26 protein-coding genes are annotated in these 26574 nt (G+C 53.5%); 8 read left to right on the forward strand and 18 right to left on the reverse strand.

The genetic code is table 11. From position 1 onward, the window contains the following. Positions 1 to 208: 208 nt before the first annotated feature. Positions 209 to 775 (reverse strand): D-glycero-beta-D-manno-heptose 1,7-bisphosphate 7-phosphatase, encoded by a 567-nt coding sequence (gmhB, locus tag Dpoa2040_RS11770; protein WP_042872420.1) that lies wholly within the window; start codon positions 773 to 775, stop codon positions 209 to 211. Positions 776 to 954: 179 nt separating this feature from the next. Between gmhB and metN the strand changes: the two genes are divergently transcribed. The 6 genes from metN (at position 955) to proS (ending at position 6580) form a co-directional block, all read left to right on the forward strand. Continuing rightward, positions 955 to 1986, forward strand: a complete 1032-nt coding sequence (gene metN, locus Dpoa2040_RS11775) for a methionine ABC transporter ATP-binding protein MetN (RefSeq protein WP_168641362.1) — start codon at positions 955 to 957, stop codon at positions 1984 to 1986. Continuing rightward, positions 1979 to 2632, forward strand: coding sequence for a methionine ABC transporter permease MetI (locus Dpoa2040_RS11780; RefSeq protein WP_168641363.1), 654 nt, complete (start codon positions 1979 to 1981; stop codon positions 2630 to 2632). Before metN ends, Dpoa2040_RS11780 begins: the two co-directional genes overlap by 8 nt. Before the next feature lie 71 nt (positions 2633 to 2703). Next, positions 2704 to 3519 carry a MetQ/NlpA family lipoprotein gene (locus tag Dpoa2040_RS11785; protein ID WP_042872429.1) on the forward strand — a complete coding sequence of 272 codons (816 nt, stop codon included), beginning with the start codon at positions 2704 to 2706 and terminating at the stop codon, positions 3517 to 3519. Between the two features lie 114 nt (positions 3520 to 3633). Beyond that, positions 3634 to 4041 (forward strand): Rcs stress response system protein RcsF, encoded by a 408-nt coding sequence (rcsF, locus tag Dpoa2040_RS11790; RefSeq protein ID WP_042872431.1) that lies wholly within the window; start codon positions 3634 to 3636, stop codon positions 4039 to 4041. After that, positions 4038 to 4745, forward strand: coding sequence for a tRNA (N6-threonylcarbamoyladenosine(37)-N6)-methyltransferase TrmO (gene tsaA, locus Dpoa2040_RS11795; RefSeq protein WP_042872433.1), 708 nt, complete (start codon positions 4038 to 4040; stop codon positions 4743 to 4745). The genes rcsF and tsaA overlap by 4 nt, the downstream gene beginning before the upstream one ends. Positions 4746 to 4861: 116 nt before the next feature. Continuing rightward, positions 4862 to 6580, forward strand: a complete 1719-nt coding sequence (gene proS / locus Dpoa2040_RS11800) for a proline--tRNA ligase (RefSeq protein WP_168641364.1) — start codon at positions 4862 to 4864, stop codon at positions 6578 to 6580. Between the two features lie 77 nt (positions 6581 to 6657). Here the strand turns inward: proS and rpoS are convergent, their stop codons facing one another. From rpoS to cysJ, 15 genes are all read right to left on the reverse strand, one after another. After that, complete coding sequence (gene rpoS, locus Dpoa2040_RS11805; RefSeq protein ID WP_168641365.1) at positions 6658 to 7650, reverse strand: RNA polymerase sigma factor RpoS; 993 nt, start codon at positions 7648 to 7650, stop codon at positions 6658 to 6660. Between the two features lie 53 nt (positions 7651 to 7703). Then, positions 7704 to 8951 carry a murein hydrolase activator NlpD gene (gene nlpD / locus Dpoa2040_RS11810; protein ID WP_168641366.1) on the reverse strand — a complete coding sequence of 416 codons (1248 nt, stop codon included), beginning with the start codon at positions 8949 to 8951 and terminating at the stop codon, positions 7704 to 7706. Between the two features lie 321 nt (positions 8952 to 9272). Further along, positions 9273 to 9899, reverse strand: a complete 627-nt coding sequence (locus tag Dpoa2040_RS11815; RefSeq protein WP_146411078.1) for a protein-L-isoaspartate(D-aspartate) O-methyltransferase — start codon at positions 9897 to 9899, stop codon at positions 9273 to 9275. 119 nt (positions 9900 to 10018) lie between these two features. Further along, positions 10019 to 11071 carry a tRNA pseudouridine(13) synthase TruD gene (truD, locus tag Dpoa2040_RS11820; RefSeq protein WP_042872443.1) on the reverse strand — a complete coding sequence of 351 codons (1053 nt, stop codon included), beginning with the start codon at positions 11069 to 11071 and terminating at the stop codon, positions 10019 to 10021. Then, positions 11065 to 11562, reverse strand: coding sequence for a 2-C-methyl-D-erythritol 2,4-cyclodiphosphate synthase (gene ispF / locus Dpoa2040_RS11825; RefSeq protein ID WP_168641367.1), 498 nt, complete (start codon positions 11560 to 11562; stop codon positions 11065 to 11067). The genes truD and ispF overlap by 7 nt, the downstream gene beginning before the upstream one ends. Positions 11563 to 11565: 3 nt before the next feature. Further along, entirely contained in the window at positions 11566 to 12294 is a 729-nt protein-coding gene (gene ispD, locus Dpoa2040_RS11830; protein ID WP_042872448.1) for a 2-C-methyl-D-erythritol 4-phosphate cytidylyltransferase, read from the reverse strand. A 2-nt stretch (positions 12295 to 12296) separates the two neighbouring features. Next, positions 12297 to 12650 (reverse strand): cell division protein FtsB, encoded by a 354-nt coding sequence (gene ftsB / locus Dpoa2040_RS11835; protein ID WP_042872450.1) that lies wholly within the window; start codon positions 12648 to 12650, stop codon positions 12297 to 12299. A 197-nt stretch (positions 12651 to 12847) separates the two neighbouring features. Further along, the gene (locus Dpoa2040_RS11840; RefSeq protein WP_042872452.1) at positions 12848 to 13192 is read right to left on the reverse strand and encodes a DUF3561 family protein; all 345 of its coding nucleotides are present in this window, start codon (positions 13190 to 13192) and stop codon (positions 12848 to 12850) included. Between the two features lie 119 nt (positions 13193 to 13311). Further along, a complete protein-coding gene (gene cysC / locus Dpoa2040_RS11845; protein WP_168641368.1) occupies positions 13312 to 13926 on the reverse strand; it encodes an adenylyl-sulfate kinase in 615 nt (204 codons plus the stop codon). Between the two features lies 1 nt (position 13927). Then, positions 13928 to 15355, reverse strand: coding sequence for a sulfate adenylyltransferase subunit CysN (cysN, locus tag Dpoa2040_RS11850; protein ID WP_042872456.1), 1428 nt, complete (start codon positions 15353 to 15355; stop codon positions 13928 to 13930). An 11-nt stretch (positions 15356 to 15366) separates the two neighbouring features. After that, a complete protein-coding gene (gene cysD / locus Dpoa2040_RS11855) occupies positions 15367 to 16275 on the reverse strand; it encodes a sulfate adenylyltransferase subunit CysD (RefSeq protein WP_042872458.1) in 909 nt (302 codons plus the stop codon). Positions 16276 to 16285: 10 nt separating this feature from the next. After that, a complete protein-coding gene (cysG, locus tag Dpoa2040_RS11860) occupies positions 16286 to 17707 on the reverse strand; it encodes a siroheme synthase CysG (RefSeq protein ID WP_168641369.1) in 1422 nt (473 codons plus the stop codon). Positions 17708 to 18035: 328 nt separating this feature from the next. Continuing rightward, positions 18036 to 18770: a phosphoadenylyl-sulfate reductase gene (locus Dpoa2040_RS11865; protein WP_168641370.1), complete on the reverse strand. Its 735-nt coding sequence runs from the start codon at positions 18768 to 18770 to the stop codon at positions 18036 to 18038. 12 nt (positions 18771 to 18782) lie between these two features. Further along, positions 18783 to 20498, reverse strand: coding sequence for an assimilatory sulfite reductase (NADPH) hemoprotein subunit (gene cysI, locus Dpoa2040_RS11870; RefSeq protein ID WP_168641371.1), 1716 nt, complete (start codon positions 20496 to 20498; stop codon positions 18783 to 18785). Further along, positions 20498 to 22297 carry an NADPH-dependent assimilatory sulfite reductase flavoprotein subunit gene (gene cysJ, locus Dpoa2040_RS11875; protein WP_168641372.1) on the reverse strand — a complete coding sequence of 600 codons (1800 nt, stop codon included), beginning with the start codon at positions 22295 to 22297 and terminating at the stop codon, positions 20498 to 20500. The genes cysI and cysJ overlap by 1 nt, the downstream gene beginning before the upstream one ends. 511 nt (positions 22298 to 22808) lie before the next feature. On the opposite strand from cysJ, the gene queD reads away from it, so the two are divergent. Continuing rightward, complete coding sequence (gene queD, locus Dpoa2040_RS11880) at positions 22809 to 23204, forward strand: 6-carboxytetrahydropterin synthase QueD (RefSeq protein ID WP_168641373.1); 396 nt, start codon at positions 22809 to 22811, stop codon at positions 23202 to 23204. An 8-nt stretch (positions 23205 to 23212) separates the two neighbouring features. On the opposite strand, the gene queE is transcribed toward queD, so the two are convergent. Further along, positions 23213 to 23884: a 7-carboxy-7-deazaguanine synthase QueE gene (gene queE / locus Dpoa2040_RS11885; RefSeq protein ID WP_168641374.1), complete on the reverse strand. Its 672-nt coding sequence runs from the start codon at positions 23882 to 23884 to the stop codon at positions 23213 to 23215. 177 nt (positions 23885 to 24061) lie between these two features. Between queE and Dpoa2040_RS11890 the strand changes: the two genes are divergently transcribed. Next, positions 24062 to 25036, forward strand: coding sequence for an MBL fold metallo-hydrolase (locus tag Dpoa2040_RS11890; RefSeq protein ID WP_168641375.1), 975 nt, complete (start codon positions 24062 to 24064; stop codon positions 25034 to 25036). 179 nt (positions 25037 to 25215) lie between these two features. Here the strand turns inward: Dpoa2040_RS11890 and eno are convergent, their stop codons facing one another. Continuing rightward, positions 25216 to 26517, reverse strand: a complete 1302-nt coding sequence (gene eno, locus Dpoa2040_RS11895; RefSeq protein ID WP_168641376.1) for a phosphopyruvate hydratase — start codon at positions 26515 to 26517, stop codon at positions 25216 to 25218. Between the last annotated feature and the right edge of the window lie 57 nt (positions 26518 to 26574).

The raw sequence follows: 26574 nt of genomic DNA on the forward strand, positions 1-26574 counted from the left end.
GCGACCGGCCCGAGCCTGCTGTCGCGAGGTGGCGTATACTACGCTTTCCTCATGAAGAGTCAACGATTATTTTCGCTTTCTCTTCCTGACACCGCGCTGCGTTGCCGCTGTTGCCGTGTCAGTGGATGCGCATTATAGGGATCCGAACGGGTTACACAACCACTTTTTCGATCTTTTTTTCCGTTCGCACGTTTTTCCACCCTTACGGCTATTTTCCATGCTGTTTTATCGTCTTAGGCAGGTCTACCAGGCTATCAATTACCCAATCAGCCAGTTTTTCACCTTCTTCAGTTACCGGCTTACCCGTTTTTACCAGGACTTTGGTTCCCACTCCTGCCGCCTGTGCCGCCTGCATATCTTCCATTTTGTCGCCTACTATATAGGAAGCAGCCATATCAATATGCAGATGACGCTGCGCGGAGAGGAACATGCCAGGCTGAGGCTTACGACAGTCACATTGTTGGCGGTACTCCCCTTCACCGGCATCAGGGTGATGCGGACAATAATAGATACCATCCAAATCAACACCACGATCGGCCAGTGACCAGTCCATCCATTCGGTAAGCTGCATGAACTGGTCTTCAGTAAACTTGCCTCTGGCAATCCCCGACTGGTTAGTTACCAGCACCAAGGCAAAGCCCATTTTTTTAAGTTCATACAGGGCATCAATCACCCCATCAATAAACTGAAACTGATCGATTTCATGGACATAGCCATGATCGACATTAATAGTACCGTCGCGGTCGAGAAAAATTGCTGGAACGCTATTCGCCACTTACCTTTGCTCCTGATGGCATAAATTGTGCTTAGTATTGCATGTTTTCATCATAAGGGAGAATGCCATCCTTGCGGGATCTTGATTGACTTAGACGTCTAGACGCCTTAACATCCCCTTCACATTGGGTCGGAACATCACGGCTCCTAATCCGGCCATCGTCATTCTTGATAAAACTTATGATTGAACTGATTAATGTTACAAAGGTTTTTCAGCAAAAGGAACGCGTCGTCACCGCGCTTGATGATGTGACATTACGTGTTCCTGCTGGCCAGATTTATGGCGTAATTGGCGCATCGGGCGCAGGTAAAAGCACCTTGATTCGTTGCGTGAATCTTCTGGAAAGACCGACTCAGGGGAAAGTACTTATCGACGGGAAAGATCTGATGAGCCTGTCGGGAAGCCAATTGACGCGTACCCGCCGCCAAATCGGGATGATTTTCCAACATTTCAATTTGTTATCTTCACGTACCGTATTCGGCAACGTGGCGCTGCCGTTAGAACTGGATAACACGCCAGCATCTGAAATCAAGCAGCGAGTGGATCAGTTGCTGGATTTGGTCGGACTGGCCGAAAAGTATGATGCCTACCCAGCCAATCTGTCTGGAGGGCAAAAACAACGCGTTGCTATTGCTCGTGCGCTGGCAAGCAATCCCAAAGTATTGCTGTGCGATGAGGCCACCAGCGCGCTGGACCCAGCCACCACGCGTTCTATTCTTGAATTACTGAAAGATATTAATCGTCGACTGGGCCTGACCATTCTACTGATTACGCATGAGATGGATGTGGTCAAGCGTATTTGTGACCAGGTGGCAGTTATCAGTGACGGAAAGCTGATTGAGCAAGATACGGTAAGCGAGGTGTTCTCACACCCGAAAACGCCGCTGGCGCAGAAGTTCATCCAGTCCACTCTACATCTGGATATTCCAGATGACTATCAGCAACGGCTATCAACGACGCCTCGTCAGGATAGCGTGCCGCTGCTGCGAATGGAATTTACCGGTCAGTCGGTTGACGCACCGTTACTGTCCGAAGTGGCCCGGAAATTCAACGTCAACAACAACATTATCAGTGCGCAGATGGATTATGCCGGCGGCGTTAAATTCGGCATCATGCTGGCCGAAATGCACGGGCAGGAAACCGACACTCAGGCAGCTATCGCATTTTTGCAGCAACATCATGTCAATATTGAGGTATTGGGTTATGTCTGAAGCCATGATCTGGTTGCTTGCCCGCGGCGTATGGGAAACCGTAGTTATGACTTTCGTTTCCGGCTTTTTCGGCTTTGTGCTGGGTTTGCCTATCGGCGTGCTTTTGTACATCACCCGGCCAGGGCAGATTATCGCCAACCCCAAGCTCTACCGCAGTATTTCCGCTCTGGTAAATATTTTCCGTTCGATCCCCTTCATTATTTTATTAGTGTGGATGATTCCGTTCACACGGATAATTGTAGGAACCGCGATTGGCTTACAGGCTGCGATTGTACCGTTGACGGTAGGTGCAGCGCCGTTTATCTCCCGTATGGTAGAAAACGCCCTGCTGGAAATTCCAACCGGATTGATTGAGGCGGCACGTGCGATGGGCGCTACCCCGATGCAGATTATCCGTAAGATTCTGCTCCCCGAAGCACTGCCCGGTCTGCTCAATGCCGCGACGATTACCTTGATTACGTTGGTAGGTTATTCAGCCATGGGCGGTGCGGTCGGTGCCGGTGGTCTGGGGCAGCTCGGCTATCAGTATGGTTATGTCGGCTATAACGCTACCGTGATGAATACCGTCCTGGTCCTGCTGGTGGTGCTGGTTTATCTCATTCAATTCGTTGGTGACAGGGCTGTTCACGCGGTTACCCACAAATAACGGGAATTATCATCGCGTCTGTTATTCTTCTATTCTTTGATGCAGGTTAAAACATTAAACAGAGGTAAAAAATGGCAATTAAATTGAAATCTCTCGCTGCGGTTGGTGCGTTGATTGGTGCGCTGGCACTGGCGGGATGCGGTCAGGAGCAAAAGAACCCTAACCACATTAAAGTCGGCGTCATCGTTGGCGCCGAACAGCAGGTGGCAGAAGTCGCGCAGAAAGTAGCCAAGGAAAAATACGGTCTGGATGTTGAACTGGTTACCTTTAATGACTACGTGCTGCCGAACGAAGCGCTGAGCAAAGGCGATATTGATCTGAACGCCTTCCAACACAAACCATATCTTGACCAACAGATCAAAGATCGCGGCTACAAGCTGGTGTCTGTCGGCAACACTTTTGTGTATCCGATCGCAGGTTACTCAAAAAAAATAAAATCACTGAATGATCTGCAAAATGGCGCTCAAATCGCCCTGCCAAACGACCCAACTAACCTTGGCCGTTCACTACTGCTGCTGCAGAAAGTGGGATTGATCAAACTGAAAGACAATGTTGGCCTGTTACCGACCGCGCTGGATGTGATTGAAAACCCGAAAAACCTGAAACTGGTCGAACTGGAAGCCCCGCAATTGCCACGTTCTCTGGATGACGACCAGATTGCTCTGGCCATCATCAATACCACCTACGCGAGCCAGATCAACCTGACCCCAACCAAAGACGGCTTGTTCGTGGAAGCAAAAGACTCGCCGTATGTTAACCTGCTGGTTGCACGTGAAGACAACAAAGACGCCGAAAACGTGAAAAAATTCGTCAAAGCTTACCAGTCTGATGAAGTAAACCAGGCGGCGCAGAAAATATTTAACGGTGGTGCAGTGAAAGGCTGGTAAGTTAATACTTACTTTCTTGCACAAACGTGATGAAAGACGGGCATCGGCCCGTCTTGTTATTTTCTGTATTGCTTGCTTCAATAACCGCTCTTTATCCAAGCTAGAGGAAAATTTATGCGTGCTGTACCTGTTCTACTGTTGGCGCTGTCGCTAACAGGATGTTCCTTGCTGCACAAGCCCGCGGCACCAGCACCCCAACCGCAAACCGCGGCAGCAATGGAAGCGCCACCGAAACCAAAACCGGTCACGCATCCGGCTCCTGCGGTTCTGTATAAAAGCGCTGAAGAACTGGTAGGCAAACCGTTCCGTGATATGGGCGAAGTATCCGGCTCATCCTGTCAATCAAGCGCGCAGGATACACCTCCCAGCATTCCATCGGCTCGTAGAAAGATGCAAACTCGCGCCACTACAATGAAAGCCAATGCCGTACTATTGCATGATTGCCAGATCATCAGCAACGCAGCAGGATGTTACCGTCAGGCTGTTTGTCAGGGCACCGCACTGAAAGTTTCCGCGCAATGAGCCAATTTTGCTTTAATCAGATCGGCGTAATTCGTTCGCCTTACAAAGAAAAATTTGCCGTCCCTCGGCAACCCGGTCTGATTAAGGATGGCGGCGGGGAGTTACATCTCCTCTCGCCCTATGACCAACCCGAAACCGTGCGCGGACTCGAAAACTTCAGCCACCTGTGGTTGCTGTTCATTTTCCACCAGACAGCCTCGGCAGGCTGGCGACCAACAGTCAGGCCACCTCGTTTGGGCGGTAATACCCGCATCGGAGTGTTTGCTACCCGTTCAACGTTTCGCCCTAACCCGATAGGTATGTCGCTGGTTGAACTCAAAGCGGTACGCACAACGCGAGATGGCGTGATACTGGAATTGGGGAGTCTGGACCTGGTGGATGGCACGCCCGTCATCGATATCAAGCCCTATTTGCCGTTTGCGGAAAGCCAGCCACAGGCGCACGCCGGTTTTGCACAGTTAGCCCCAGAAGCCGACATGCCCGTTCATTTTTCCGTGGTAGCAGAGCAACAACTGGCTGAGCAGCAATACAATCACCCTCATTTGCGACGTTTTATTACCCAAGTGTTAGCGCAAGACCCCCGCCCGGCTTACCGCAAAGGGGAAGATGACTCCAAGATTTATGCCGCACGGTTGCTGGAATTTAATGTCAAATGGCATGTAACTGATGGGCAAACAGAAGTCATCAGCCTTGATGCCGGTTAAAAAACGCGGCAGCGCCTTTTGGGGAGCCGTCCACACTGGTAAACTAAACCACTTTTTCTGCCTGAACCACGTTGTGGTTAATGCTATTTATTTGTTCTGACGGAACTCAAAACATCATGCGTACAAGTCAATACATGCTCTCCACGCTGAAGGAGACGCCCGCCGATGCCGAAGTCATCAGTCATCAGCTGATGCTGCGTGCCGGGATGATTCGTAAACTGGCCTCCGGACTCTATACCTGGCTGCCAACCGGATTACGAGTGCTAAAAAAAGTCGAAAATATCGTGCGTGAGGAAATGAACAACGCCGGTGCCATCGAAATTTCGATGCCGGTGGTTCAACCCGCCGACCTGTGGCAGGAAAGTGGCCGTTGGGAACAATATGGTCCGGAATTACTGCGCTTTGTTGACCGTGGTGACCGTCCGTTTGTGCTCGGCCCGACGCATGAAGAAGTTATCACGGACTTGATTCGTAACGAAATCAGCTCCTACAAACAGTTACCGCTGAATTTCTACCAGATCCAGACTAAATTCCGCGACGAAGTTCGCCCACGTTTTGGCGTGATGCGTGCCCGCGAGTTCCTGATGAAGGATGCTTATTCGTTCCATACCACTCAGGAATCGCTGCAGGTCACTTACGATGCCATGTACGCGGCCTACAGCAAGATTTTCAGCCGGATGGACCTCGATTTTCGTCCGGTACAGGCTGATACCGGTTCTATCGGCGGCAATGCCTCACACGAATTCCAGGTGCTGGCCAGCAGTGGTGAAGATGACATCGTGTTCTCCACTGAGTCGGATTACGCCGCCAATATTGAGCTGGCTGAAGCTGTCGCACCGGAGAATACCCGTGCGACACCAACTCAAGCCATGACGCTGGTGGATACCCCTAACGCCAAAACCATCGCCGAGCTGGTCGAACAGTTCAACGTGCCCATGGAAAAAACCGTTAAGACCCTGCTGGTGAAAGCGAGCGAAGAGAGTGGCCATAAACTGATTGCGTTGCTGGTACGTGGCGATCACGAACTAAACGAAGTCAAAGCGGAAAAACTGACGCAGGTTGCCAGCCCGTTGACCTTTGCTACCGAAGATGAAATCCGTGCCGCTGTGAAAGCAGGCCCAGGTTCACTGGGACCGGTAAATCTGCCACTACCGGTTGTCGTTGACCGAACAGTGGCGGTCATGAGCGATTTCAGCGCCGGTGCCAACATTGATGGTAAGCATTACTTCGGCATCAACTGGGAACGCGACGCTGCACTGCCGCAGGTTGCGGATATCCGCAACGTAGTAGAAGGTGATCGCAGCCCTGACGGCAAAGGTACGCTGCTTATCAAGCGCGGTATTGAAGTAGGTCACATCTTCCAACTGGGCAACAAATACTCCGAAGCGTTAAAAGCAACGGTGCAGGGCGAAGATGGCCGCAACCAAATCCTGACGATGGGTTGCTATGGCATTGGTGTCACACGCGTCATTGCCGCCGCCATTGAACAGAACCATGATGACCGCGGTATTATCTGGCCTGACGCTATTGCACCGTTCCAGGTCGCCATTCTGCCGATGAACATGCATAAGTCCTTCCGTGTACAGGAAGTAGCCGAGAACATCTATCAGCAATTACGTGCTAATGGCATTGATGTACTGCTGGATGATCGTAAAGAGCGTCCCGGCGTCATGTTTGCTGACATGGAGCTGATTGGTATTCCGCACACTATCGTGATCGGCGATCGCAATCTCGACAACGACGAAATTGAATACAAGCACCGCCGTAAAGGCGAAAAAGAGATGATCAAGACCGGCGACATCGTCGAGTTCCTGCTGTCTCAGTGTACCCGATAACAAACGAAGCGATTGCAGATATAAAAAATGGTGGGGCAACCCACCATTTTTTTGTGCCATATTAACTATTGTAGGTGTTATTCGCGGAACAGTTCTTCGATGTCCAACCCTTGTACCTGCAGGATTTCGCGCAGGCGACGCAACCCTTCCACCTGAATCTGACGAACCCGTTCACGGGTTAATCCAATTTCACGACCAACATCTTCCAGCGTTGCCGCTTCATATCCTAGTAGCCCAAAGCGGCGGGCCAGCACTTCGCGCTGTTTGGCATTCAGTTCAAACAACCACTTAACAATATTCTGCTTCATATCGTTATTCTGCGTGGTGTCTTCCGGACCATTGTCTTTCTCGTCGGCGAGAATATCCAGCAGCGCCTTTTCCGAATCTCCGCCCAGTGGCGTATCTACCGAGGTGATACGTTCATTAAGGCGCAGCATACGGTTAACGTCATCCACCGGCTTATCCAACCGTTCAGCAATCTCCTCCGCACTAGGCTCATGGTCAAGCTTATGAGACAGCTCACGTGCAGTACGCAGATATACGTTGAGTTCTTTGACGATATGGATAGGTAAGCGGATGGTGCGGGTTTGGTTCATGATGGCCCGTTCAATGGTCTGACGGATCCACCAGGTGGCGTAAGTTGAAAAACGGAACCCACGTTCAGGGTCAAATTTCTCAACGGCGCGAATCAGACCGAGGTTCCCCTCTTCAATCAGGTCCAGCAGCGCCAGTCCTCGATTGTTGTAGCGACGGGCGATCTTCACCACCAGCCGCAGGTTACTCTCGATCATACGGCGGCGAGAAGAAACATCGCCGCGTAGCGCCCGGCGGGCAAAATAGACTTCCTCTTCAGCGGTCAGCAGAGGCGAGTAGCCGATTTCTCCCAAATAGAGCTGAGTGGCATCCAGCACGCGCTGTGCAGTTCCTTGCGAGAGCAATTCCTCATCGAGTAGATCGCTATCGACGGTTTCTTCCTCTGCCAGCGCTTTGTCGTCAAAAACGTCGACTCCATTCTCATCAAATTCAGCATCTTCATGCAACTCGTTAACTTTCAGCGTATTTTGGCTCATAAGTGGCTCCTACCCGTGATCCCTTGGCAGAATACCGAAATACTCTGCCCGATTTATCGCTGCGGAAGAAAACGCAGCGGGTTTACGGATTTCCCCTTGTAACGAATTTCAAAATGCAAGCGTACTGAACTGGTTCCGGTGCTACCCATGGTAGCGATTTGTTGACCCGCCTTTACCTCTTGTTGTTCCCGGACCAGCATGGTTTCGTTATGGGCATAGGCGCTCAGGTAATCATCATTATGTTTGATGATGATCAGATTACCGTAACCGCGTAACGCATTACCCGCATACACTACGCGCCCGGATGCGGTAGCGACAACGGATTGCCCACGTGAGCCGGCGATATCAATCCCTTTATTTCCCCCCTCTGAGGCTGAGAAACTATCTATGACTTTCCCATCTGTAGGCCAACGCCAACTAGCAATTGCCGTGTTGGTCTGCGTCGGTTCGGTGGCTGGAAGCGTAGCTGCCGCCCCTGCCGCAGGCAGCATCTTACCGCCCGCATTCTGTTTACCCGAATCGTCAGAATACGCATTAGTTGGTTGAGAATCAACCTGCGTAGTTTGCATTTGTGCTGAAGACGATGGCGACACAACGCCAGCTGCGGCCGCATTCGCTGGCAACATATGACCGCTACTGCTGGCCGTATTATTACCTGATAGCATACGACCGCCGCCAGAAGCTTTGGCGGCATTTTCAGGCAGCATGTGACCACTGCTGCTGGACGGACTGCTTGTCACCGGCGTTACCGGCACAGATGATGTCGTCGACGTCGGCGTACCGGCAATCGCCATGCCCTGCGTACTGCTTCCGGCATTCATATTACTGCCGAGATTCAACGTCTGGCCGACATTCAGGCTGTAAGGCTCCTGAATATTGTTGCGCTGCGCCAATTCGCGGTAGTCATTACCCGTAATCCAGGCGATATAGAACAACGTGTCTCCACGCTTTACGGTGTAGTTATTGCCGGTATAGCTCCCTTTGGGAATGCTGTTATAACTGCGGTTATAGACAATTTTGCCTTCGCGGTTGGTGATCTGCGCCTCACTGACTGGGTGGCTAATACCCGCCGAAGGAACGATTTGTGTTGTGTTGTTCACGTTATTGTTCACGCTGCCCACGCTGGAAATGCGCGGCGGCGGAGAATAGGCGGTCGTACTGCCCGAACGGCTTACCCCGCCGTTATCTCCTACGCTGCTGATCGGGGCTGCCTGATTATTGTCGTTTGCACAACCAGCCAATCCCAGAGTAATAACCGAACACACAGCGATCTGACGCCAGTTCACGATTTGGCTTCCCATGCGCCAAATTCCCCCTATAACCAAAAATAACGAAATCTGTCCGGTCCCGACGTTAATTGCCGTTCAGGCCCCCTGATGAAAACTGGCGATCATGCGGGACAAGGAAAGAAAAAGCGACCACCGCTCATGTTCTTCGTTGACGCAAACAGGCGATACCGCACCGAATCTGTCTGGCAGTCATGCCGTACCACAGGGTTAATACACGGACAACGACGGGACACAGCCTATCAATATCAATCCGTTATCACCATAAGACAGTTGTATTGAAATTTTAAAGACGGATGTTTTACCAGCGAATACATTACCGCGAGTGCAACGGTATCAAGCCAGTTCACCTTTGACCAGCGGAACAAACCGAACCGTTTCCACCGTCTGGACGATAAATTCGCCATTGCGGTGCAAAACCACCTGTAATGTTTGCTGCTGCTCACCGACCGGCAACACCATAATGCCGCCCTCATCCAGTTGCGCCATCAGTGCGCCAGGAATCTCCGGTGGTGCCGCCGTGACAATAATGGCATCGAACGGCCCTTTGGATGCCCAGCCTTGCCAGCCGTCGCCATGCCGGGTGGAGATATTGTGCAGATCCAGTTGTTTGAGGCGTCTTTTTGCCTGCCATTGTAGGCCCTTAATGCGCTCAACCGAGAACACATGCCGCACCAGATGCGCCAGAATTGCTGTCTGATAACCGGACCCGGTGCCAATTTCCAGTACACGGGACACCGGCGTCAAGCGTAACAACTCGGTCATTCTGGCTACGGTATAGGGTTGAGAAATGGTTTGTCCGGAGCCTATCGGCAGGGCGACGTTATCATAGGCTTTGTGCTCGAACGCCTCGTCAACAAAGCGTTCGCGGGGAACCGAAGCCATAGCCTGCAACAGGCGTTCGTCCTGAATTCCCTGCTGACGCAGCTGTACCAGCAGCGTTTGCACGCGTTTATTCACCATCCCTTGCCAGCTCCAGCGTTAGCACACTTCATCAACTCGCTCCGTCCTCCGATAGCAAAGAAAACCGACCGTCTATGTCAGAATAACTCAAGCGTCTGAAACCGAACACTTAGCGACTGTCAGGCCGACCACGCATCTTCCTGCGGCACAGCAAGCAACAGTTCGCGCACCACGCTGGTGGCAAAACACCCTGCTGGCAGCCAAAAGTGTAATTCAAGCGTGGCATCATCCAGCCATGACCAGCGCATCTCTTGCGGATACAGCATGATAGCGCGGCGGGCACTTTCCACCCGTTCGCGGCTCAACAATGACAACAGCAGCGTCTGCTCCTGCAAGCATTGTTGCTCGAACGCCAGCGCCTGATCTTGCACGCCTGGCTGCCCCTGCCCCGGCAACGCGGCGGTAATCTGCAACTCACCCGCCGTCACACGCGATTGCACCTCGGCCAGCTCTTGCGGCTGAGCCACAAACCAGCTACCGCGGCCCGTCAGTTGCAACGCATCACCTGCCAACACCTGCGTTGCGCCATAAGCCGCCAGACGCGCGCTGGTCATGAGATTAAATAACTCACTGCGAACCGCGGAAAGGTAGAAGCTGCGCTTGCTACGATCCTTGACCCGAATGTCGTCATTCGCCCAGCGCCGGGCTTGTTCCAGATTATTGCCGTCGCGGCCAAAACGCTGGCTGCCAAAATAATTCGGCACGCCTCCAGCCGCTATCAGCGCCAGACGGGTTTCGACCTCGGCACGGTCACTAATTTCACGCAGTACCAGCCTAAAATGGTTGCCTCGCAGCGCGCCAATACGCAGTTTACGTCGATGGCGCTGCGCTTCAAGAATTTCACACCCTTCAAGCGCCAATGCTGACCATACCGGTTCCGCTTTGCCTGGCAAATGGAGACAAAACCACTGTTCGGTTACCGCATGACGATCTTTCAACCCGGCGTAACTGACTGAACGCGCCGGAATCCCGGCAAATTTCGCCAGTGCCTCGGCCACAAACGTCGTATTGCAGTTTCGTTTGCGAAGGTGCACCAGCACATGTTCACCATCGCCATCCGCGGTAAATCCCAGATCTTCAGCGACAAAAAAATCATCCGGCGACGCCTTTAACACGCCCGTAGCAACAGGCTCACCATGTAACCAAAACAGTGATTCACGCGCCATTACCATGCCACCACGCCAGCAACATCACTCTTCACCAGCAGCACCACCGCTTCACAGGCAATCCCTTCGCCACGACCCGTAAAGCCTAACTGTTCCGTCGTGGTCGCTTTCACGTTAACGTCATCCATGTGCGCTTGCAGGTCTTCGGCAATATTGACGCGCATCTGCGGGATATGCGGCGCCATTTTCGGTGCCTGAGCGATGATAGTGACATCAAGGTTGCCCAGTTGGTAACCTTTATCGGTAATGCGCCGCCAGGCCTCACGCAACAGCTCGCGGCTGTCGATACCGCGGTAAGCCGGGTCGGTATCGGGAAACAGTTTTCCGATATCGCCCATCGCCGCCGCCCCCAGCAGCGCGTCGGTAACCGCATGAAGCACAACATCACCATCGGAATGCGCCAGCAAGCCTCGCTCATAGGGAATACGGACTCCACCGATCACCAGCGGACCTTCGCCGCCAAACTTATGCACGTCAAAACCGTGACCGATACGCATCACTCAGGCTCCTTTATTTTGGTGTTGATAATGATCCGGCTGACGCGTCAGGTAAAACTCCGCCAGCGCCAGATCTTCCGGACGTGTGACTTTAATATTGTCTGCCCGCCCAGGGACAATCTGCGGTCGATAACCGCAATATTCTAACGCCGACGCTTCGTCGGTAATGGTTGCTCCCTCACGCAATGCTCGCTCCAGACACCCCCGCAACAGCGCCAGCGGGAACAGTTGCGGTGTCAGGGCGTGCCATAACGCTTCGCGCTCTACCGTATGGTCAATCACACCATCACGGCTTCGTTTCATAGTATCACGCACTGGCGCAGCCAAAATGCCGCCAACCTCACTCAGGCTGGTCAAGGTCAGCAAACGCGCCAGATCATCCTGATGTAAACAGGGTCGTGCCGCGTCATGCACCAATACCCAATCAGCCTGCTGCACATGCTTCAGACCAGCCAGCACCGAGTCAGCCCGTTGACTACCGCCTACCACCACCTGAATATGAGGATCGGCGGCCAGAGGCAACGTGGGGAAATAGGGATCATCGGCGCTGATAGCGATCACCACCCGCCGAATACGCGGGTGGCACAGCAACGCTGCGACCGTGTGTTCAAGAATGGTTTTACTGCCGATGGAAAGATACTGTTTGGGGCGGTCGCTTTGCATCCGGCTGCCGTTACCCGCCGCCGGCAAGACAGCAACCACCTCAGCCAAAGACTGATTCAGAATAGACATACCTAACGAGACATCGATGATGGAGTGGAAGAAGCTGAGGACGACGATGTCGATGACGCGCTTGCGCCAATACGGCGATCCGCCTGATCGGCCACCAAACGATAAAAGCTTTCACCGGGTTTGGTCATGCCCAATTCGTTGCGCGCCCGTTCCTCAATAGCTTCCTGACCGCCGTTGAGATCGTCTATTTCCGCAAATAGCTGTTCGTTACGGGATTTCAGTTTGACGTTGTTGGCCTGTTGTACTGCCACGTCATCCTTCACCCGCACATAATCATGAACACCGTTTTTCCCCAGCCAGAGCGAATATTGCAACCAACCGAGAATAATCAACAATAACAGCGAAAGTTTTCCCATCCAGCCCCCTGAAAAGCCGCCTAATCATCCCATAACTTTGGTCAGGACTCCACCTTCACCAACAGCATTACTTTGGCAAAGAAAAGTCAGGCACAGGCCAGGCTGTGTTGGAAAACACGAATAACGTATAAAAAATAGATTCAATTAAAAATAATCTGAAATCAGTGTCGCAAGAATCAACACATAGCGAGGTACGGCTACCATCCGGTAATGAGCAAGAATACCAGCCAAAACACGCCTGGAATGGTGACAGCGCAGCATACCATCATCCACACCACATGGTGTGGCAACAGCACGCGAAACAGCATACCGATCAATACCGAAAGGGGCATTAGCGCCAGAAAAAAAGGCCAGGTGTAGAGCATTAGCAACAGTGTGGAGTTCAGACCATAAAACACAAATGGCAGGGAAAATGCCAGCCAGTAAAAACAAAAGCCAGCCAGCGCACCCACTAGCGGACTGAAAGATCCAGGGGATGAATCTTCCTCTTCGTCATAACCAGTTTGTGTTCTGCTATTAGCTAATGGCGTCACACTCTGCATCATCGTTCCTGCTTTACCCCCGCACTGGGTAAACATTGGGCCTGAAAATGCCCCTTCACTACAAACCAGCAGCGGGAAAAAGACGTTTGTACCGCGCCGATGAAGGGGCTAGCTGAGGCTTAGATGATAGCTCGACCATGCAGCATATCTAATAATTCGGCAACTAAATTTGTTACCAATTGTTGACCATCCAGATGTAATTCCGGCAGTTCCGGTGCCTCATAAACTGCATCAATACCAGTGAAGTTGCGCAACTCACCGGCACGGGCTTTTCTGTACAATCCCTTGGGGTCACGGGCTTCACAAATAGCCAGCGGCGTATCAACGAAAACTTCAAGAAACTGCCCTTGCCCAAGCCGTTCCCGCACCATCTGCCGTTCAGCACGGTGTGGAGAGATAAAGGCGGTTAATACAACCAACCCGGCATCGACCATCAAACGGGCGACTTCTCCCACCCGGCGGATGTTCTCCCGCCGGTCATCATCACTGAACCTCAAGTCCCGGCACAGACCATGCCTGACGTTATCGCCATCAAGCAAATAGGTGCTGACGCCGCGGGCAAACAACGCCTGCTCCAGCGCCCCGGCCAGCGTAGACTTACCTGAACCGGACAGCCCGGTAAACCACACCACCACGCCACGGTGCCCATGCTGGCGTTCTCGATCTTCGCGGGCTATGGCATGGTCATGCCACACCACATTTTCATCGACCGATAGGGAGTGCGCTTGCGTCACGTTACTTTCCTCCCAGCAGGTCGCGCGCACCCCAATGCGGGAAGTGACGACGAATCAACGCATTCAGCTCCAGTTCAAACTCACTATAATTAGCGGTTTCCTGCACAAGCTGTTCGACGGGTTCACGCACCAGTCCGGCACCAACCGTCACGTTACTCAGACGATCAATAAAAATCATGCCGCCGGTAACCGCGTTCTGCTGATATTTGTCCAATACCAGTGGTTCATCAAAGGTAAGCTCCACCAGACCAATGCCGTTAAGCGGCAGCGATTCAGCGACCCGCTGAGTCAGGGTATTAATTTCCACCTGATAGTCGATGTTCTCCACGCGCGCACGCGTTTTCTTACCCGCAATCTTAATATCGTAGCTCTGTCCCGGCACCATCGGCTGCTCCGCCATCCAGACCACATCGACCTTCGCGTTGCGAACCGGCTGGAGCGTTTCCTCACTACAAACCACCAGATCACCCCGGCTGATATCGACGTCGCTGGACAAGACCAACGTTACGGCTTCGCCAGCCTGCGCCTGTTGCAGGTCGCAATCAAAGGTGACGATGCGACTGACGCTGGACTCAACGCCAGAAGGCAGCACCTTCACACGCTGCCCGACCCGTACTACGCCAGATGCCACCGTACCGGCATAACCGCGAAAATCAAGATTCGGGCGGTTGACATACTGCACCGGGAAACGCATGGGCTGGCTCAAACCGCGCGAAGAAACATTGACTGTTTCCAGTACCTCCAGCAGCGTCGGGCCGTGATACCAACTCATGGTATGGCTTGGCGTGGCAACATTGTCGCCATCCAGTGCGGAAATCGGCACAAAAGTGATATCCAGCTCTGTCGGCAACTGACTGGCAAAGTCCAGATAATCTTGTTTGAACTGGTCAAAAACCGCCTGTTGGTATCCCACCAGATCCATCTTATTGACCGCCACCACCAGATGACGAATACCCAACAGCGTGGCGATAAAGCTATGGCGGCGGGTCTGATCCAGCACGCCTTTACGGGCGTCGATCAACAGAATCGCCAGTTCGCAGGTAGACGCGCCGGTCGCCATATTACGGGTGTACTGCTCATGCCCCGGCGTATCCGCGATAATGAATTTACGTTTTTCAGTAGAAAAATAACGGTAGGCAACATCAATGGTAATACCCTGCTCGCGCTCTGCTTGCAGGCCATCCACCAACAGCGCCAGATCCAGCTTTTCACCCTGGGTGCCAAGCCGCTTGCTGTCGTTATGCAGTGTGGAAAGCTGATCTTCGTAGATCTGACGCGTATCGTGCAGCAGCCGACCAATCAGAGTGCTCTTGCCATCGTCAACGCTGCCGCAGGTCAGAAAGCGCAGCAGACTTTTGTTCTGCTGTGCGTGAAGATAAGCCTCAACGCCGCCCTGATCGGCAATCTGTTTTGCAATACTATGATTCATGTGACGATTCCTCAGAAATACCCTTGACGCTTTTTCAGTTCCATCGAACCGGCCTGATCGCGGTCAATCACCCGTCCCTGACGCTCGCTGGTGGTTGAAACCAGCATCTCTTCAATGATTTCCGGCAACGTCTGCGCCAGTGACTCCACCGCGCCGGTCAGCGGCCAACAACCGAGCGTACGAAAACGCACCATACGCCGTGAGATAGCCTCGCCCGGCTGTAAAACAATGCGGTCGTCGTCCACCATCAGCAACATGCCGTCGCGCTCCAGCACCGGGCGCTCCGCTGCCAGATACAGCGGCACAATGTCGATATTTTCCAGATAGATGTACTGCCAGATATCCAGTTCGGTCCAGTTGGATAGCGGGAACACACGGATGCTCTCACCCTTGTTAATCTGGCCGTTATAGTTATTCCACAGTTCCGGGCGCTGATTTTTTGGGTCCCAGCGATGAAAGCGATCACGGAAAGAATAGATACGCTCTTTAGCGCGGGATTTTTCCTCGTCACGGCGGGCACCGCCAAACGCGGCGTCAAACCCGTACTTATCCAGCGCTTGTTTCAACCCTTCGGTTTTCATGATGTCGGTATGCTTAGCACTGCCGTGCACAAACGGGTTCATCCCCATCGCAACCCCTTCCGGGTTGCGATGCACCAACAATTCGCAGCCATAGGCTTTGGCGGTCCGATCACGGAATTGGTACATTTCGCGGAATTTCCAGCCAGTATCCACATGCAGCAGCGGGAACGGCAGCGTACCAGGAAAAAACGCTTTACGAGCCAAATGCAGCATCACGGAGGAGTCTTTACCGATGGAGTACAGCATCACCGGATTGCTGAATTCCGCCGCCACCTCACGAATAATATGAATACTTTCTGCTTCAAGCTGCTTTAAATGCGTGAGTCTTTTCTCGTCCATAACCTTAACCTTAAGCCAGATTTACCACGGCAGAGCGCGCGTCAGTCGGCGTCATCCGCACTTGTTCACCAAACCAGGCAATGTGTTGATGCAAATTCACCACTTCGCCAATCACCAGCAGCGCTGGCGACGGAGCCTGCTGCGCCAGTTGTTCCAGTTCCGACAGGGTACCGGTCAGCACCTGTTGATCCTGTCGCGTACCACGGCCAATGACCGCCACCGGCGTATGCGGCGCCCGGCCATGTGCAATCAGTTGCCGGCTGATTTCCGCCGACTTCACCGTCCCCATGTAAATTGCCAATGTCTGTCGGCCACGTGCCAGCGTTGACCAGTCCAGTTCATCGCCATCAGGCCGGCAGTGTCCGGTGATAAATATCACGCTCTGGGCATAATCCCGGTGCGTCAGCGGAATGCCGGCATACGCCGTTGCGCCAGCCGCCGCCGTAATTCCCGGCACCACCTGAAACGGAATGCCTGCCTGCGCCACCTGTTGCAACTCCTCACCGCCGCGACCAAAAATAAACGGATCACCGCCTTTTAGCCGCACCACCCGTTTACCTTCCTGCGCCAGCGTCACCAGCAGCGCATTAATGTCCTCTTGCGGCAGTAGATGTGCACTGGCGCGTTTACCGACGCAAATCCGCTCCGCATCACGCCGCACCAGATCCAGCACGTCATCGCTGACCAGATGATCGTAAAGCACCACATCTGCCTGCTGAATGACCTGCAAACCGCGCAATGTCAGCAGACCGGCATCGCCCGGTCCGGCTCCCACCAACGCCACTTCACCCTGTCGGGCATCAGGCTGCGTCAGTTGCAGCGTCAGTTCCTGTTCAGCCTCAGCGAGTTGCCCGGCAGCAACCAGACTGGAAAAACGACCAGTAAAAATGCGTTCCCAAAAGCGACGGCGCTCCGTTACCGACACCAGCCGCTGCTTAATGCGGCCACGCCATTTTCCGGCCAGCTCCGCCATCTGCCCCAGGCGGGTAGGCAGCAACGCCTCCAGTTTTTCCCGCAGCAAACGCGCCAGCACCGGCGCCTGACCGCCGGACGAAATCGCCACCATCAGCGGCGAGCGGTCAATCAGCGACGGGAAAATAAATGAGCACTTAGGCTGATCATCCACCACATTGACCAGTAACTGCCGTTGATTGGCTTGCTCGAATACAGTGGCGTTCAGCACCCCATCATCCGTCGCCGCAATCACCAGAAACACGTTATCCAGCAGCGCAGGCGAAAAATCCTGCGCAACCCATGCCAGTTGCCCGGCTTGATACAGCGCATGAAGCGGCTCGCACAATGACCGTGCCGCCACCCGGACATCAGCCCCGGCACGCAGCAGCAGATCAATTTTGCGGGTCGCCACCTCACCGCCACCGACGACCAGCACAGGACGCTGCCGGAGATCGGCGAATATAGGGAGATAGTTCACAGATGCCTTTACTAAGCTAAAAATTTTATAAAGCGACTATAAAACGTGAGAAGAAAGGTTATGAAATGCCGAATTAGCATGATTAGTTCCGTAATGGAATAACAAATGGGGTGTGAAAGAATAAAAATACTTAATAACGCCTTTTATGACTCTTTTTACCCTTCACGTTCGCTCTGCCTTATTTCTGGCAGAGCGAAGTCAGCACGCAGGCGATGAACACGCTGCACGGGTAGCCAGCCAACTACCAGCAGCAACGTTCAACGATAACCAGGTGACTGACACGCCGCTGTTTGCAACCTCTATATGTCGTTATGCATTGACTGGCAACTCACCCCTCATGCAGCCCACATTCACGTTTCAGGCCGAAAAAGCGGGTGTCTTCCTCGCTCATGCCCGGTTCCCATTTACGGGTGGTGTGGATATCGCCGACTGACAGGTAGCCTTGTTCCCACAGAGGGTGGTAGCTCAACCCGTTGGCTTTCAGGTACTGGTACACCGTGCGGTTATCCCAATCTATGATCGGCAAAAATTTGAATACGCCACGCCGGATAGCCAGCACCGGCAAGCCTTCACGACTCCCTGACTGTTCACGACGCAGGCCAGCAAACCAGGTGCCGGCCTGTAATTCCTGTAACGCCCGGTTCATCGGTTCGACTTTATTGATCTGGTTGTACTGTTCCAGTCCTTCCAACCCCTGTTCCCACAATTTGCCGTAGCGCGCCTCCTGCCAGGCAGGCGACTGCGCGGCACGGTAAACATGCAGGTTAAGGTTCAACTGTTCGGTTAATTGATCAATGAACTGATAAGTTTCCGGAAACAGATAACCGGTATCGGTAAGGATAACCGGGATATCCGACCGTTGCCGGGTCACCAGATGCAGACACACCGCCGCCTGAATGCCGAAACTGGAAGACAGTGCGAACTCACCCGGCAGGTTTTCCAGTGCCCAGCTAACACGCTCCTTGGCAGACAGGCTTTCCAGCTGTTGGTTAACTTCCGCCAGCGCGGCGGTCTGTTCCGTTTGGGGCAAGGCGCGTAACGCCTCCAGATTCAACCTCGGCATCACTCTCTCCTGTCAGTCGTAAAAATCAACAGCGGGGTCCAGCACCGGTTTAATGATGCCGACACGGATGGCAAAATCGCCAAACCCTTCGCCGTTCTCGCGTTCACTGGCCCAACGCGCGACCAGTTGGTCGATCTCCGCCAGAATCTCTTTTTCGGTGATATTCTCCCGATACATGCGTGGAATACGTGTACCTTCACGATTACCGCCGATATGCAGGTTATAACGACCGATGGCTTTACCCACCAGACCGATTTCCGCCAGCATGGCGCGACCGCAACCGTTGGGGCAGCCCGTCACACGCAACACGATATGGTCATCACCCACGCCGTGTTTCTGCATAATGCCTTCCACCTGTGTGACAAACTCCGGCAGGAAGCGCTCCGCCTCCGCCATCGCCAGCGGACAGGTCGGCAGCGAAACACAAGCCATCGAGTTCTGCCGTTGCTCGGTGAGGCTATCGCCGATCAAACCGTACTGACGCGCCAGCGCCTCGATTTTGGCTTTGTCACGAGCGGCAACGCCTGCCACGATCAGGTTCTGGTTAGCGGTCAGCCGGAAATCGCCTTTGTGGATTTTGGCGATTTCCGCCATGCCGGTTTTCAACGGACGCCCCGGATAATCCAGAATGCGTCCATTTTCAATGAACAGGGTCAGATGCCATTGATTATCGATCCCCTTCACCCAACCGATGCGATCACCGCGACTGGTGAACACGTACGGACGAACCGCGTCAAACGTGATGCCGGCACGACGCTCCACTTCCTGTTTGAAGGTATCGACGCCTACCCGCTCCAACGTGTATTTAGTCTTGGCGTTCTTACGGTTGGTACGGTTGCCCCAATCGCGCTGGGTGGTGACTACCGCCTCAGCTACGGCCAGCGTGTGAGTCAATGGAACATAGCCCAATTCACTGGCCGTACGCGGATAGGTTGCCTTGTCGCCATGCGCGATGGAGAGGCCACCGCCCACCAGCACATTAAAACCAACCAGTTGACCGTTATCGGAAATGGCAACAAAGTTTAAATCGTTAGCGTGCAGATCCACATCATTCTGCGGCGGAATCACCACCGTGGTCTTGAACTTACGCGGCAGATAGGTCGGCCCCAGAATCGGTTCTTCGTCGGTTGTGGCGACCTTTTCCTGATCCAGCCACACTTCGGCGTAAGCGCGGGTACGTGGCAACAGATGTTCGGAAATTTTCTTCGCCCACTCATAGGCCTGCTGATGCAGCACCGACTCCACCGGGTTGGAAGTACAGAGCACGTTGCGGTTAACGTCATTGGCGGTTGCCAGCGAATCCAGTCCCACTTCATGCAGCAACTGATGAGCCGATTTCAGATCACTTTTCAGAATGCCATGAAACTGAAACGTCTGGCGGTTAGTGATACGGATACTGCCGTACAGCGTTTTGTCACCCGCAAATCTGTCGATAGCCAGCCACTGCTGCGGCGTCATGACGCCCCCCGGCAGGCGGCAGCGCAGCATCATGGCGTGACGCGGCTCCAGTTTTTGTTCGGCGCGTTCGGCACGAATATCACGGTCATCCTGCTGGTACATGCCGTGAAAACGAATCAGCAGAAAGTTGTCGCCGTTAAAGCCGCCGGTCAGACCGTCGCTCAAATCTTCTGTAATCGTACCGCGCAGGTAATGGCTTTCCCGCTTCATGCGTTCGGCATCCGCCAGTTTACCCTCGACCACCAGCGGACCAGAATATCTTTCGCTCATTAGTACACATCTCTCTGATAACGCCGCTCAAGACGCAGCTCGCTTAAAAACTCATCCGCCTGTTCGGCATCCATACCGCCATGTTCAACCGCAACAGCCAGCAATGCTTTTTCTACATCTTTCGCCATGCGATTGGCGTCACCACAAACATAAATATGGGCGCCATCCTGAATCCAGCGCCACACTTGCGCGCCTTTTTCTCGGATCTTGTCTTGTACATAAACTTTATGTTCCTGATCGCGCGACCAGGCCAGATCAATCTGAGTCAGCAGCCCATCCTTGACGTAACGCTGCCATTCCACCTGATAAAGGAAATCTTCAGTAAAGTGCGGGTTACCGAAGAACAGCCAGTTTTTACCACCAGCACCGTCAGCCTCACGCTGCTGCATAAACGCCCGGAATGGCGCGATGCCGGTACCAGGGCCAATCATAATCACCGGCGTATCAGGGTTGGCAGGCAGGCGGAAATTGTCATTGTGCTCAATGAACACGCGAACCTCACCGTCTTCTTCCAGATGATCGGCCAGATAACCTGACGCGCCGCCGCTACGTGCACGGCCTTCATACTCATAACGCACCACGCCGACGGTGACATGCACTTCGCTGCCCACATCATCCTGCGAAGAGGCAATGGAGTAGAGACGCGGCGTCAGCGGACGCAACAATCCGATGAGCTGTTCCGGTGTCAGTTCCACCGGCGCTTCACGCACCATATCCACCAGTGGAGTACGTTGGGCGTACTGTTGCAAGGCAGTTTTATCCGCCACCAGCCCAAGCAGCGTCTCGTTACGAGACAACGCCGCATAGCTGGCGACAATCGGCGCCGTATTCTGCGTCAGTTCAAAATGGCGTTGCAGCGCCTCGGCCAACGGCAACGTTTCACCGCCTACGGCAACCGGCTCATCGCCTTTCAGCCACAACAACCCCAGCAATTCCTGTACCAGTTCTGGTGAGTTCTCATACCACACGCCCAGCGCGTCCCCTGGCTGATAATGCAGACCGGAATCCCCCAAATCGATTTCGATATGGCGGACATCTTTCTGCGAGTTGCGGCCAGTAATTTTCTGGTTGGTTAACAACGAGGCGGTATAGGGTGCATCTTTGTGATACGGGCTGGCAGTACTCACGTTAACCTGACCGCTGGCAGCAGCCTGCACCGCCGTTTGACTGGCGAAACGCCCCTTCAGCGCCTCGACCACCTGACGTCGCCACTGTTCCGCCAGAGGCTGGAACTCCACATCGGCATCAACGCGCTCCAGCAAGCGCTCAGCGCCTAATTCAGCCAGACGACCATCAAAATCTTTACCTGCCTTGCTGAAGAACTCGTAAGAGGTATCGCCCAGACCAAATACTGCAAACGCCACTCCGGCCAGCGACGGCGCTTTTTTCGAGAACAGGAACTTGTGCAGTGCTACCGCCTCTTCCGGCGGCTCACCCTCGCCTTGCGTCGAGGTGACGATCAACAGCAGTTTTTCCTGTGCGACCTGCTTGAACTTGTAGTCACCGGCATTCACCAGCGTCACCGGCAGGTTAGCCGCCAGCAGGTCGTCACGTACCTGCTCCGCCACACGGCGTGCGTTACCTGTCTGAGAAGCGGAAATCAACGTAATGGCAGCGGGTGGCGCAGCTTGCGGCGCCGGTGCGGCCAGCGCACCGGGCTGTTGCTGAATCACACCCCAGAAATAGCCGGACAACCAGGCCAGTTGCGTCGGTGAAAGATCACCCGTTGCTGCCTGAAGACGTGAAAGTTGCTCCGCACTCAACGGGAGCAGCGGAGTCGGAGAAGCCGGGGTTGTCATTGTCGTGTCGGTATCCTTGTTCTGGCCACGGGCGCGAATGCCGGGTTGCCGCAATAGCCAATTTCATAAAATAGAAAGTTATACCCTAAATAATTCGAGTTGCGGGAAGATGGCCAGTGAATGAATCCCGATGAGCTTACTCAGGTAAGTGATTCGGGTGAACGAGCGCAGCCAGCGCACCTGCAACTTGAAGTATGGCGGGTATAGATGGGATATAAGGTAACCATCCCTATCTTAACAATTAAAGACATGATGGACATATTTAATAACCAAAACGACTAAATGGTTTTTTTGATAATACTTATTGTTTTAAGTGTTATCGAATGCAATGTAGAACATTGATTAGGTGATCATTTCTCTACTCAGCTTGATTCCGGTTAATCAGTGCTGCCCACACCAACGTTTGCTTCGAGACAGATAGCAAAAGCGGTTTGGGTTGTCAGGAAACGTGCGTCACACCCCACTTTCCGGTAGTATGCGACGGTTTTTTGTATGATATGAGAGCATCACCATGCCCACCACACTGTTTAAAGACTTCCAGTTTGAAGCCGCACACCGGCTTCCCCACGTGCCGGATGGCCATAAATGCGGCCGTCTGCATGGTCATTCGTTCATGGTTCGTCTGGAAATTACCGGTGAGGTTGATCCCTATACCGGCTGGGTGATGGACTTCGCTGAGCTGAAAGCTGCGTTCAAACCCACCTGGGAACAGCTGGATCATCACTACCTTAACGACATTCCAGGGCTGGAAAACCCCACCAGCGAAGTGCTGGCGCGTTGGATCTGGCAGCAACTCAAACCGACACTGCCGCTGTTGAGCGCGGTAACCGTCAAAGAAACCTGCACTGCTGGCTGCGTCTACCGCGGTGAGGGCGACTTAGCAGCAGCCAGCACCGCTATCAGATGAACGCGCCGTCAGGCAATATTGAGGTATTTGTGGGTCTGCATCGATAAGCGCCAGTTGCGAGCGATGCAGGTTTCAATACACAGCCGAGTGGCGTCGTCCTTCTGGCTTATCGGTTGTAAGGCCACAACCCGCTCTTTGTCGTCATCCAACCGTGCCAGCAAGGCATCCAGCGCCTCGATATCCCGCTCACGCGCCACCGGATGCTTGATTTCATCCGCACGCTGCAACGCCTGATCCAACACCACCAAACCGCCGCGCATATTCACTTTGGGGGAAACCGTCACCCAGCAGCGGGATGAACAACGCACCTCATGGGTGCCGCTGGTTTCAATTTGGGTGCTGAATCCCTGCTGTTCGAGCGCCTGCGTCAGCGCAGTGAGATCATGGATACAAGGCTCGCCGCCGGTAATCACCACGTGTCTGGCGCTGTACCCTTGTAAACTCATCTGCTGCAATAATTCCTCAATGCTGGCACTGCACCAGGCATCGCTTTCCCCGTTTTTCACCAAAACTTCTGTCAGCGATATCTGCCGCTCCGATAGCATGTCCCAGGTATGTTTGGTATCGCACCAACTGCACCCCACCGGGCAGCCCTGTAAACGGAGAAACACCGCCGGGACGCCGGTAAAAAAACCCTCGCCCTGCAAGGTCTGGAATATTTCGTTAATCGGGTAACGCATTATGATTGATTATTCCTTCTAGCCAAACCGCCATTATCGCCGATAGTGGATGTCATGCCAAACCGACGGGTGCGATAGCAAAAAAGAACACTCGCTGAATATTTGTGCCCGCGCCGCTCACGGTTAATAATCAACAAGCCATACAACCATAACTCAATTCAAATAAGGAAATGTGAGATGACGTTCTTAAAACCCGTTGCTGTTTTCTGTTTGTCATTATCTCTGGCCCCGGCGTTTGCCCATGCTGAAGCTGTCGCACAGGTCAAAACTCAGCCCGGCTATTATCGCCTCATGGTCGGGCAGTATGAAGTGACCGCACTGTCCGACGGCACCAATACGATGCCGATGGACAAGCTGCTCACCCGTACCCCACGGGAGAAAATTATCAGCCTGCTGGATGCCAGCTACCTGAAGCCACAGGTGGAAACGTCGATTAATGCGTTTCTGATCAACACCGGCAACAACCTGATTCTGGTCGATAGCGGCACTGGCGCACTGGGCGGTAAAACCACCGGCAAGACGCTGACCAACCTGAAAGCGGCTGGATACAAACCGGAGCAGGTCGATTCCGTACTGATCACGCATCTGCACGCCGATCATTTCGGTGGGCTGGTCAGCAACGGCCAGTTGATTTATCCCAACGCCACGATTTACGTGAATCAGAAAGACACCGACTTCTGGCTGAGTCCAGACAATCTGAAAAAAGCGCCGCAAGACAAAAAAGCCGGGTTTGAACGGGTGCAGGAAGTCTTCCGCCATATCCGCGAGGCGGGCAAACTGAAGACCTTTACCGATCACCAGTCGCTACCAGCCAGTATTACCGCGGTGCCTACGCCAGGCCACACTCCTGGACATACCGCTTTTCTGGTAAACAGCAATGGTCAGAAAATCCTGTTGTGGGGTGACATCGTGCACGCCGAAGCGGTGCAAATGCCGCTGCCGGACACCGCTATCGCGTTTGACTCCGACAGTGATCAGGCTGTTCGCACCCGCGATGCGTTGCTGAAAGAAACAGTGAAACAAGGGTACTGGGTAGCGGGTGCACACCTGCCGTTCCCCGGTATCGGTCACGTCGCGCTACAACACGACGCCAGCGGCAAAACCAACGGCTATCGCTGGTTACCGGTCAATTACAGCCTGTCCGGGTTGTGAGAATGGGTCAGGAAGCTACAGGCGATTCGTACATCAAGTGATTCAGCCACGTCCGAATCCCACACGGTAGAGTACCGCTCTACGCCCCACCCAACAGGCAAAAAAAAAATCCGGAAGCGAGAACGCTTCCGGATAGCAGAGGTGATTTCCGGCGAGTCAACTCACCGGGTGGCAGGCGATTAAGCCTGACCTTTCACTTCTTTCAGACCATTGAACGGTGCAGCGTCACCCAGCGCTTCTTCGATACGAATCAGCTGGTTGTACTTGGCAACGCGGTCAGAACGGCTCATAGAACCGGTTTTGATCTGGCCAGCCGCAGTACCTACCGCCAGGTCAGCGATGGTGGCATCTTCGGTTTCACCGGAACGGTGAGAAATAACGGCAGTGTAGCCCGCGTCTTTCGCCATCTTGATAGCAGCCAGCGTTTCAGTCAGAGAACCGATCTGGTTGAACTTGATCAGGATAGAGTTGGCGATGCCTTTCTCGATACCTTCTTTCAGGATCTTGGTGTTGGTTACGAACAGGTCGTCACCCACCAGCTGGATTTTGTTGCCCAGCACGTTGGTCTGGTAAGCAAAACCATCCCAGTCAGATTCGTCCAGACCGTCTTCGATAGACACGATCGGGAACTCTTTGGTCAGACCTTCCAGGTAGTGAGTGAACTCTTGAGAAGTGAAGGTTTTGCCTTCGCCTTTCAGCTCGTAGTTACCGGTTTCTTTGTTGAAGAATTCGGAAGCCGCACAGTCCATCGCCAGAGTAACGTCTTTACCCAGTACATAACCGGCGTTTTTCACCGCTTCAGCGATAACCGCCAGCGCGTCGGCGTTGGAACCCAGGTTCGGCGCGTAGCCGCCTTCGTCGCCTACAGCGGTGTTCATGCCTTTGGCTTTCAGTACTTTTGCCAGGTGATGGAACACTTCAGAACCCATACGGATGGCTTCTTTAACGGTTTTAGCGCCAACCGGCTGAATCATGAATTCCTGAATATCGACGTTGTTGTCGGCGTGCTCACCACCGTTAATGATGTTCATCATCGGCAGCGGCATGGAGTATTTGCCTGGGGTGCCGTTCAGCTCAGCGATGTGGGCATACAGCGGCAGACCTTTTGACGCCGCAGCCGCTTTAGCGTTAGCCAGAGAAACCGCCAGAATGGCGTTGGCGCCGAAGTTGGATTTATTCTCAGTACCGTCGAGATCGATCATGATCTTGTCGATAGCAGCCTGATCCCTAGCGTCTTTGCCCAGAATAGCCTGTGCAATCGGACCGTTTACCGCAGCAACGGCTTTGGTGACGCCTTTGCCCAGGAAACGGGACTTGTCGCCGTCACGCAGTTCCAGCGCTTCGCGGGAACCGGTGGATGCGCCTGACGGTGCAGCAGCCAAACCAACGAAACCGCCTTCCAGATGAACTTCTGCTTCAACGGTCGGGTTTCCGCGTGAGTCGATGATTTCACGGCCAATGACTTTAACGATTTTGGACATCAGATTTTCCTCTAGTCACAAGTTTAACTAAAACCTCAGACAGCAACGCGCGATCAC

Origin of the sequence: Dickeya sp. CFBP 2040 (genome assembly GCF_012273755.1) — a bacterium.
GTDB lineage: Bacteria > Pseudomonadota > Gammaproteobacteria > Enterobacterales > Enterobacteriaceae > Dickeya > Dickeya poaceiphila.

Coding starts and splice junctions, on each gene's coding strand:
- metN (WP_168641362.1), top strand. CDS start 955: ATGATTGAACTGATTAATGTTACAAAGGTTTTTCAGCAAAAGGAACGC.
- Dpoa2040_RS11780 (WP_168641363.1), top strand. CDS start 1,979: ATGTCTGAAGCCATGATCTGGTTGCTTGCCCGCGGCGTATGGGAAACC.
- Dpoa2040_RS11785 (WP_042872429.1), top strand. CDS start 2,704: ATGGCAATTAAATTGAAATCTCTCGCTGCGGTTGGTGCGTTGATTGGT.
- rcsF (WP_042872431.1), top strand. CDS start 3,634: ATGCGTGCTGTACCTGTTCTACTGTTGGCGCTGTCGCTAACAGGATGT.
- tsaA (WP_042872433.1), top strand. CDS start 4,038: ATGAGCCAATTTTGCTTTAATCAGATCGGCGTAATTCGTTCGCCTTAC.
- proS (WP_168641364.1), top strand. CDS start 4,862: ATGCGTACAAGTCAATACATGCTCTCCACGCTGAAGGAGACGCCCGCC.
- rpoS (WP_168641365.1), bottom strand. CDS start 7,650: ATGAGCCAAAATACGCTGAAAGTTAACGAGTTGCATGAAGATGCTGAA.
- nlpD (WP_168641366.1), bottom strand. CDS start 8,951: ATGGGAAGCCAAATCGTGAACTGGCGTCAGATCGCTGTGTGTTCGGTT.
- Dpoa2040_RS11815 (WP_146411078.1), bottom strand. CDS start 9,899: ATGGTGAATAAACGCGTGCAAACGCTGCTGGTACAGCTGCGTCAGCAG.
- truD (WP_042872443.1), bottom strand. CDS start 11,071: ATGGTAATGGCGCGTGAATCACTGTTTTGGTTACATGGTGAGCCTGTT.
- ispF (WP_168641367.1), bottom strand. CDS start 11,562: ATGCGTATCGGTCACGGTTTTGACGTGCATAAGTTTGGCGGCGAAGGT.
- ispD (WP_042872448.1), bottom strand. CDS start 12,294: ATGTCTATTCTGAATCAGTCTTTGGCTGAGGTGGTTGCTGTCTTGCCG.
- ftsB (WP_042872450.1), bottom strand. CDS start 12,650: ATGGGAAAACTTTCGCTGTTATTGTTGATTATTCTCGGTTGGTTGCAA.
- Dpoa2040_RS11840 (WP_042872452.1), bottom strand. CDS start 13,192: ATGCAGAGTGTGACGCCATTAGCTAATAGCAGAACACAAACTGGTTAT.
- cysN (WP_042872456.1), bottom strand. CDS start 15,355: ATGAATCATAGTATTGCAAAACAGATTGCCGATCAGGGCGGCGTTGAG.
- cysD (WP_042872458.1), bottom strand. CDS start 16,275: ATGGACGAGAAAAGACTCACGCATTTAAAGCAGCTTGAAGCAGAAAGT.
- Dpoa2040_RS11865 (WP_168641370.1), bottom strand. CDS start 18,770: ATGCCGAGGTTGAATCTGGAGGCGTTACGCGCCTTGCCCCAAACGGAA.
- cysI (WP_168641371.1), bottom strand. CDS start 20,498: ATGAGCGAAAGATATTCTGGTCCGCTGGTGGTCGAGGGTAAACTGGCG.
- cysJ (WP_168641372.1), bottom strand. CDS start 22,297: ATGACAACCCCGGCTTCTCCGACTCCGCTGCTCCCGTTGAGTGCGGAG.
- queD (WP_168641373.1), top strand. CDS start 22,809: ATGCCCACCACACTGTTTAAAGACTTCCAGTTTGAAGCCGCACACCGG.
- queE (WP_168641374.1), bottom strand. CDS start 23,884: ATGCGTTACCCGATTAACGAAATATTCCAGACCTTGCAGGGCGAGGGT.
- Dpoa2040_RS11890 (WP_168641375.1), top strand. CDS start 24,062: ATGACGTTCTTAAAACCCGTTGCTGTTTTCTGTTTGTCATTATCTCTG.
- eno (WP_168641376.1), bottom strand. CDS start 26,517: ATGTCCAAAATCGTTAAAGTCATTGGCCGTGAAATCATCGACTCACGC.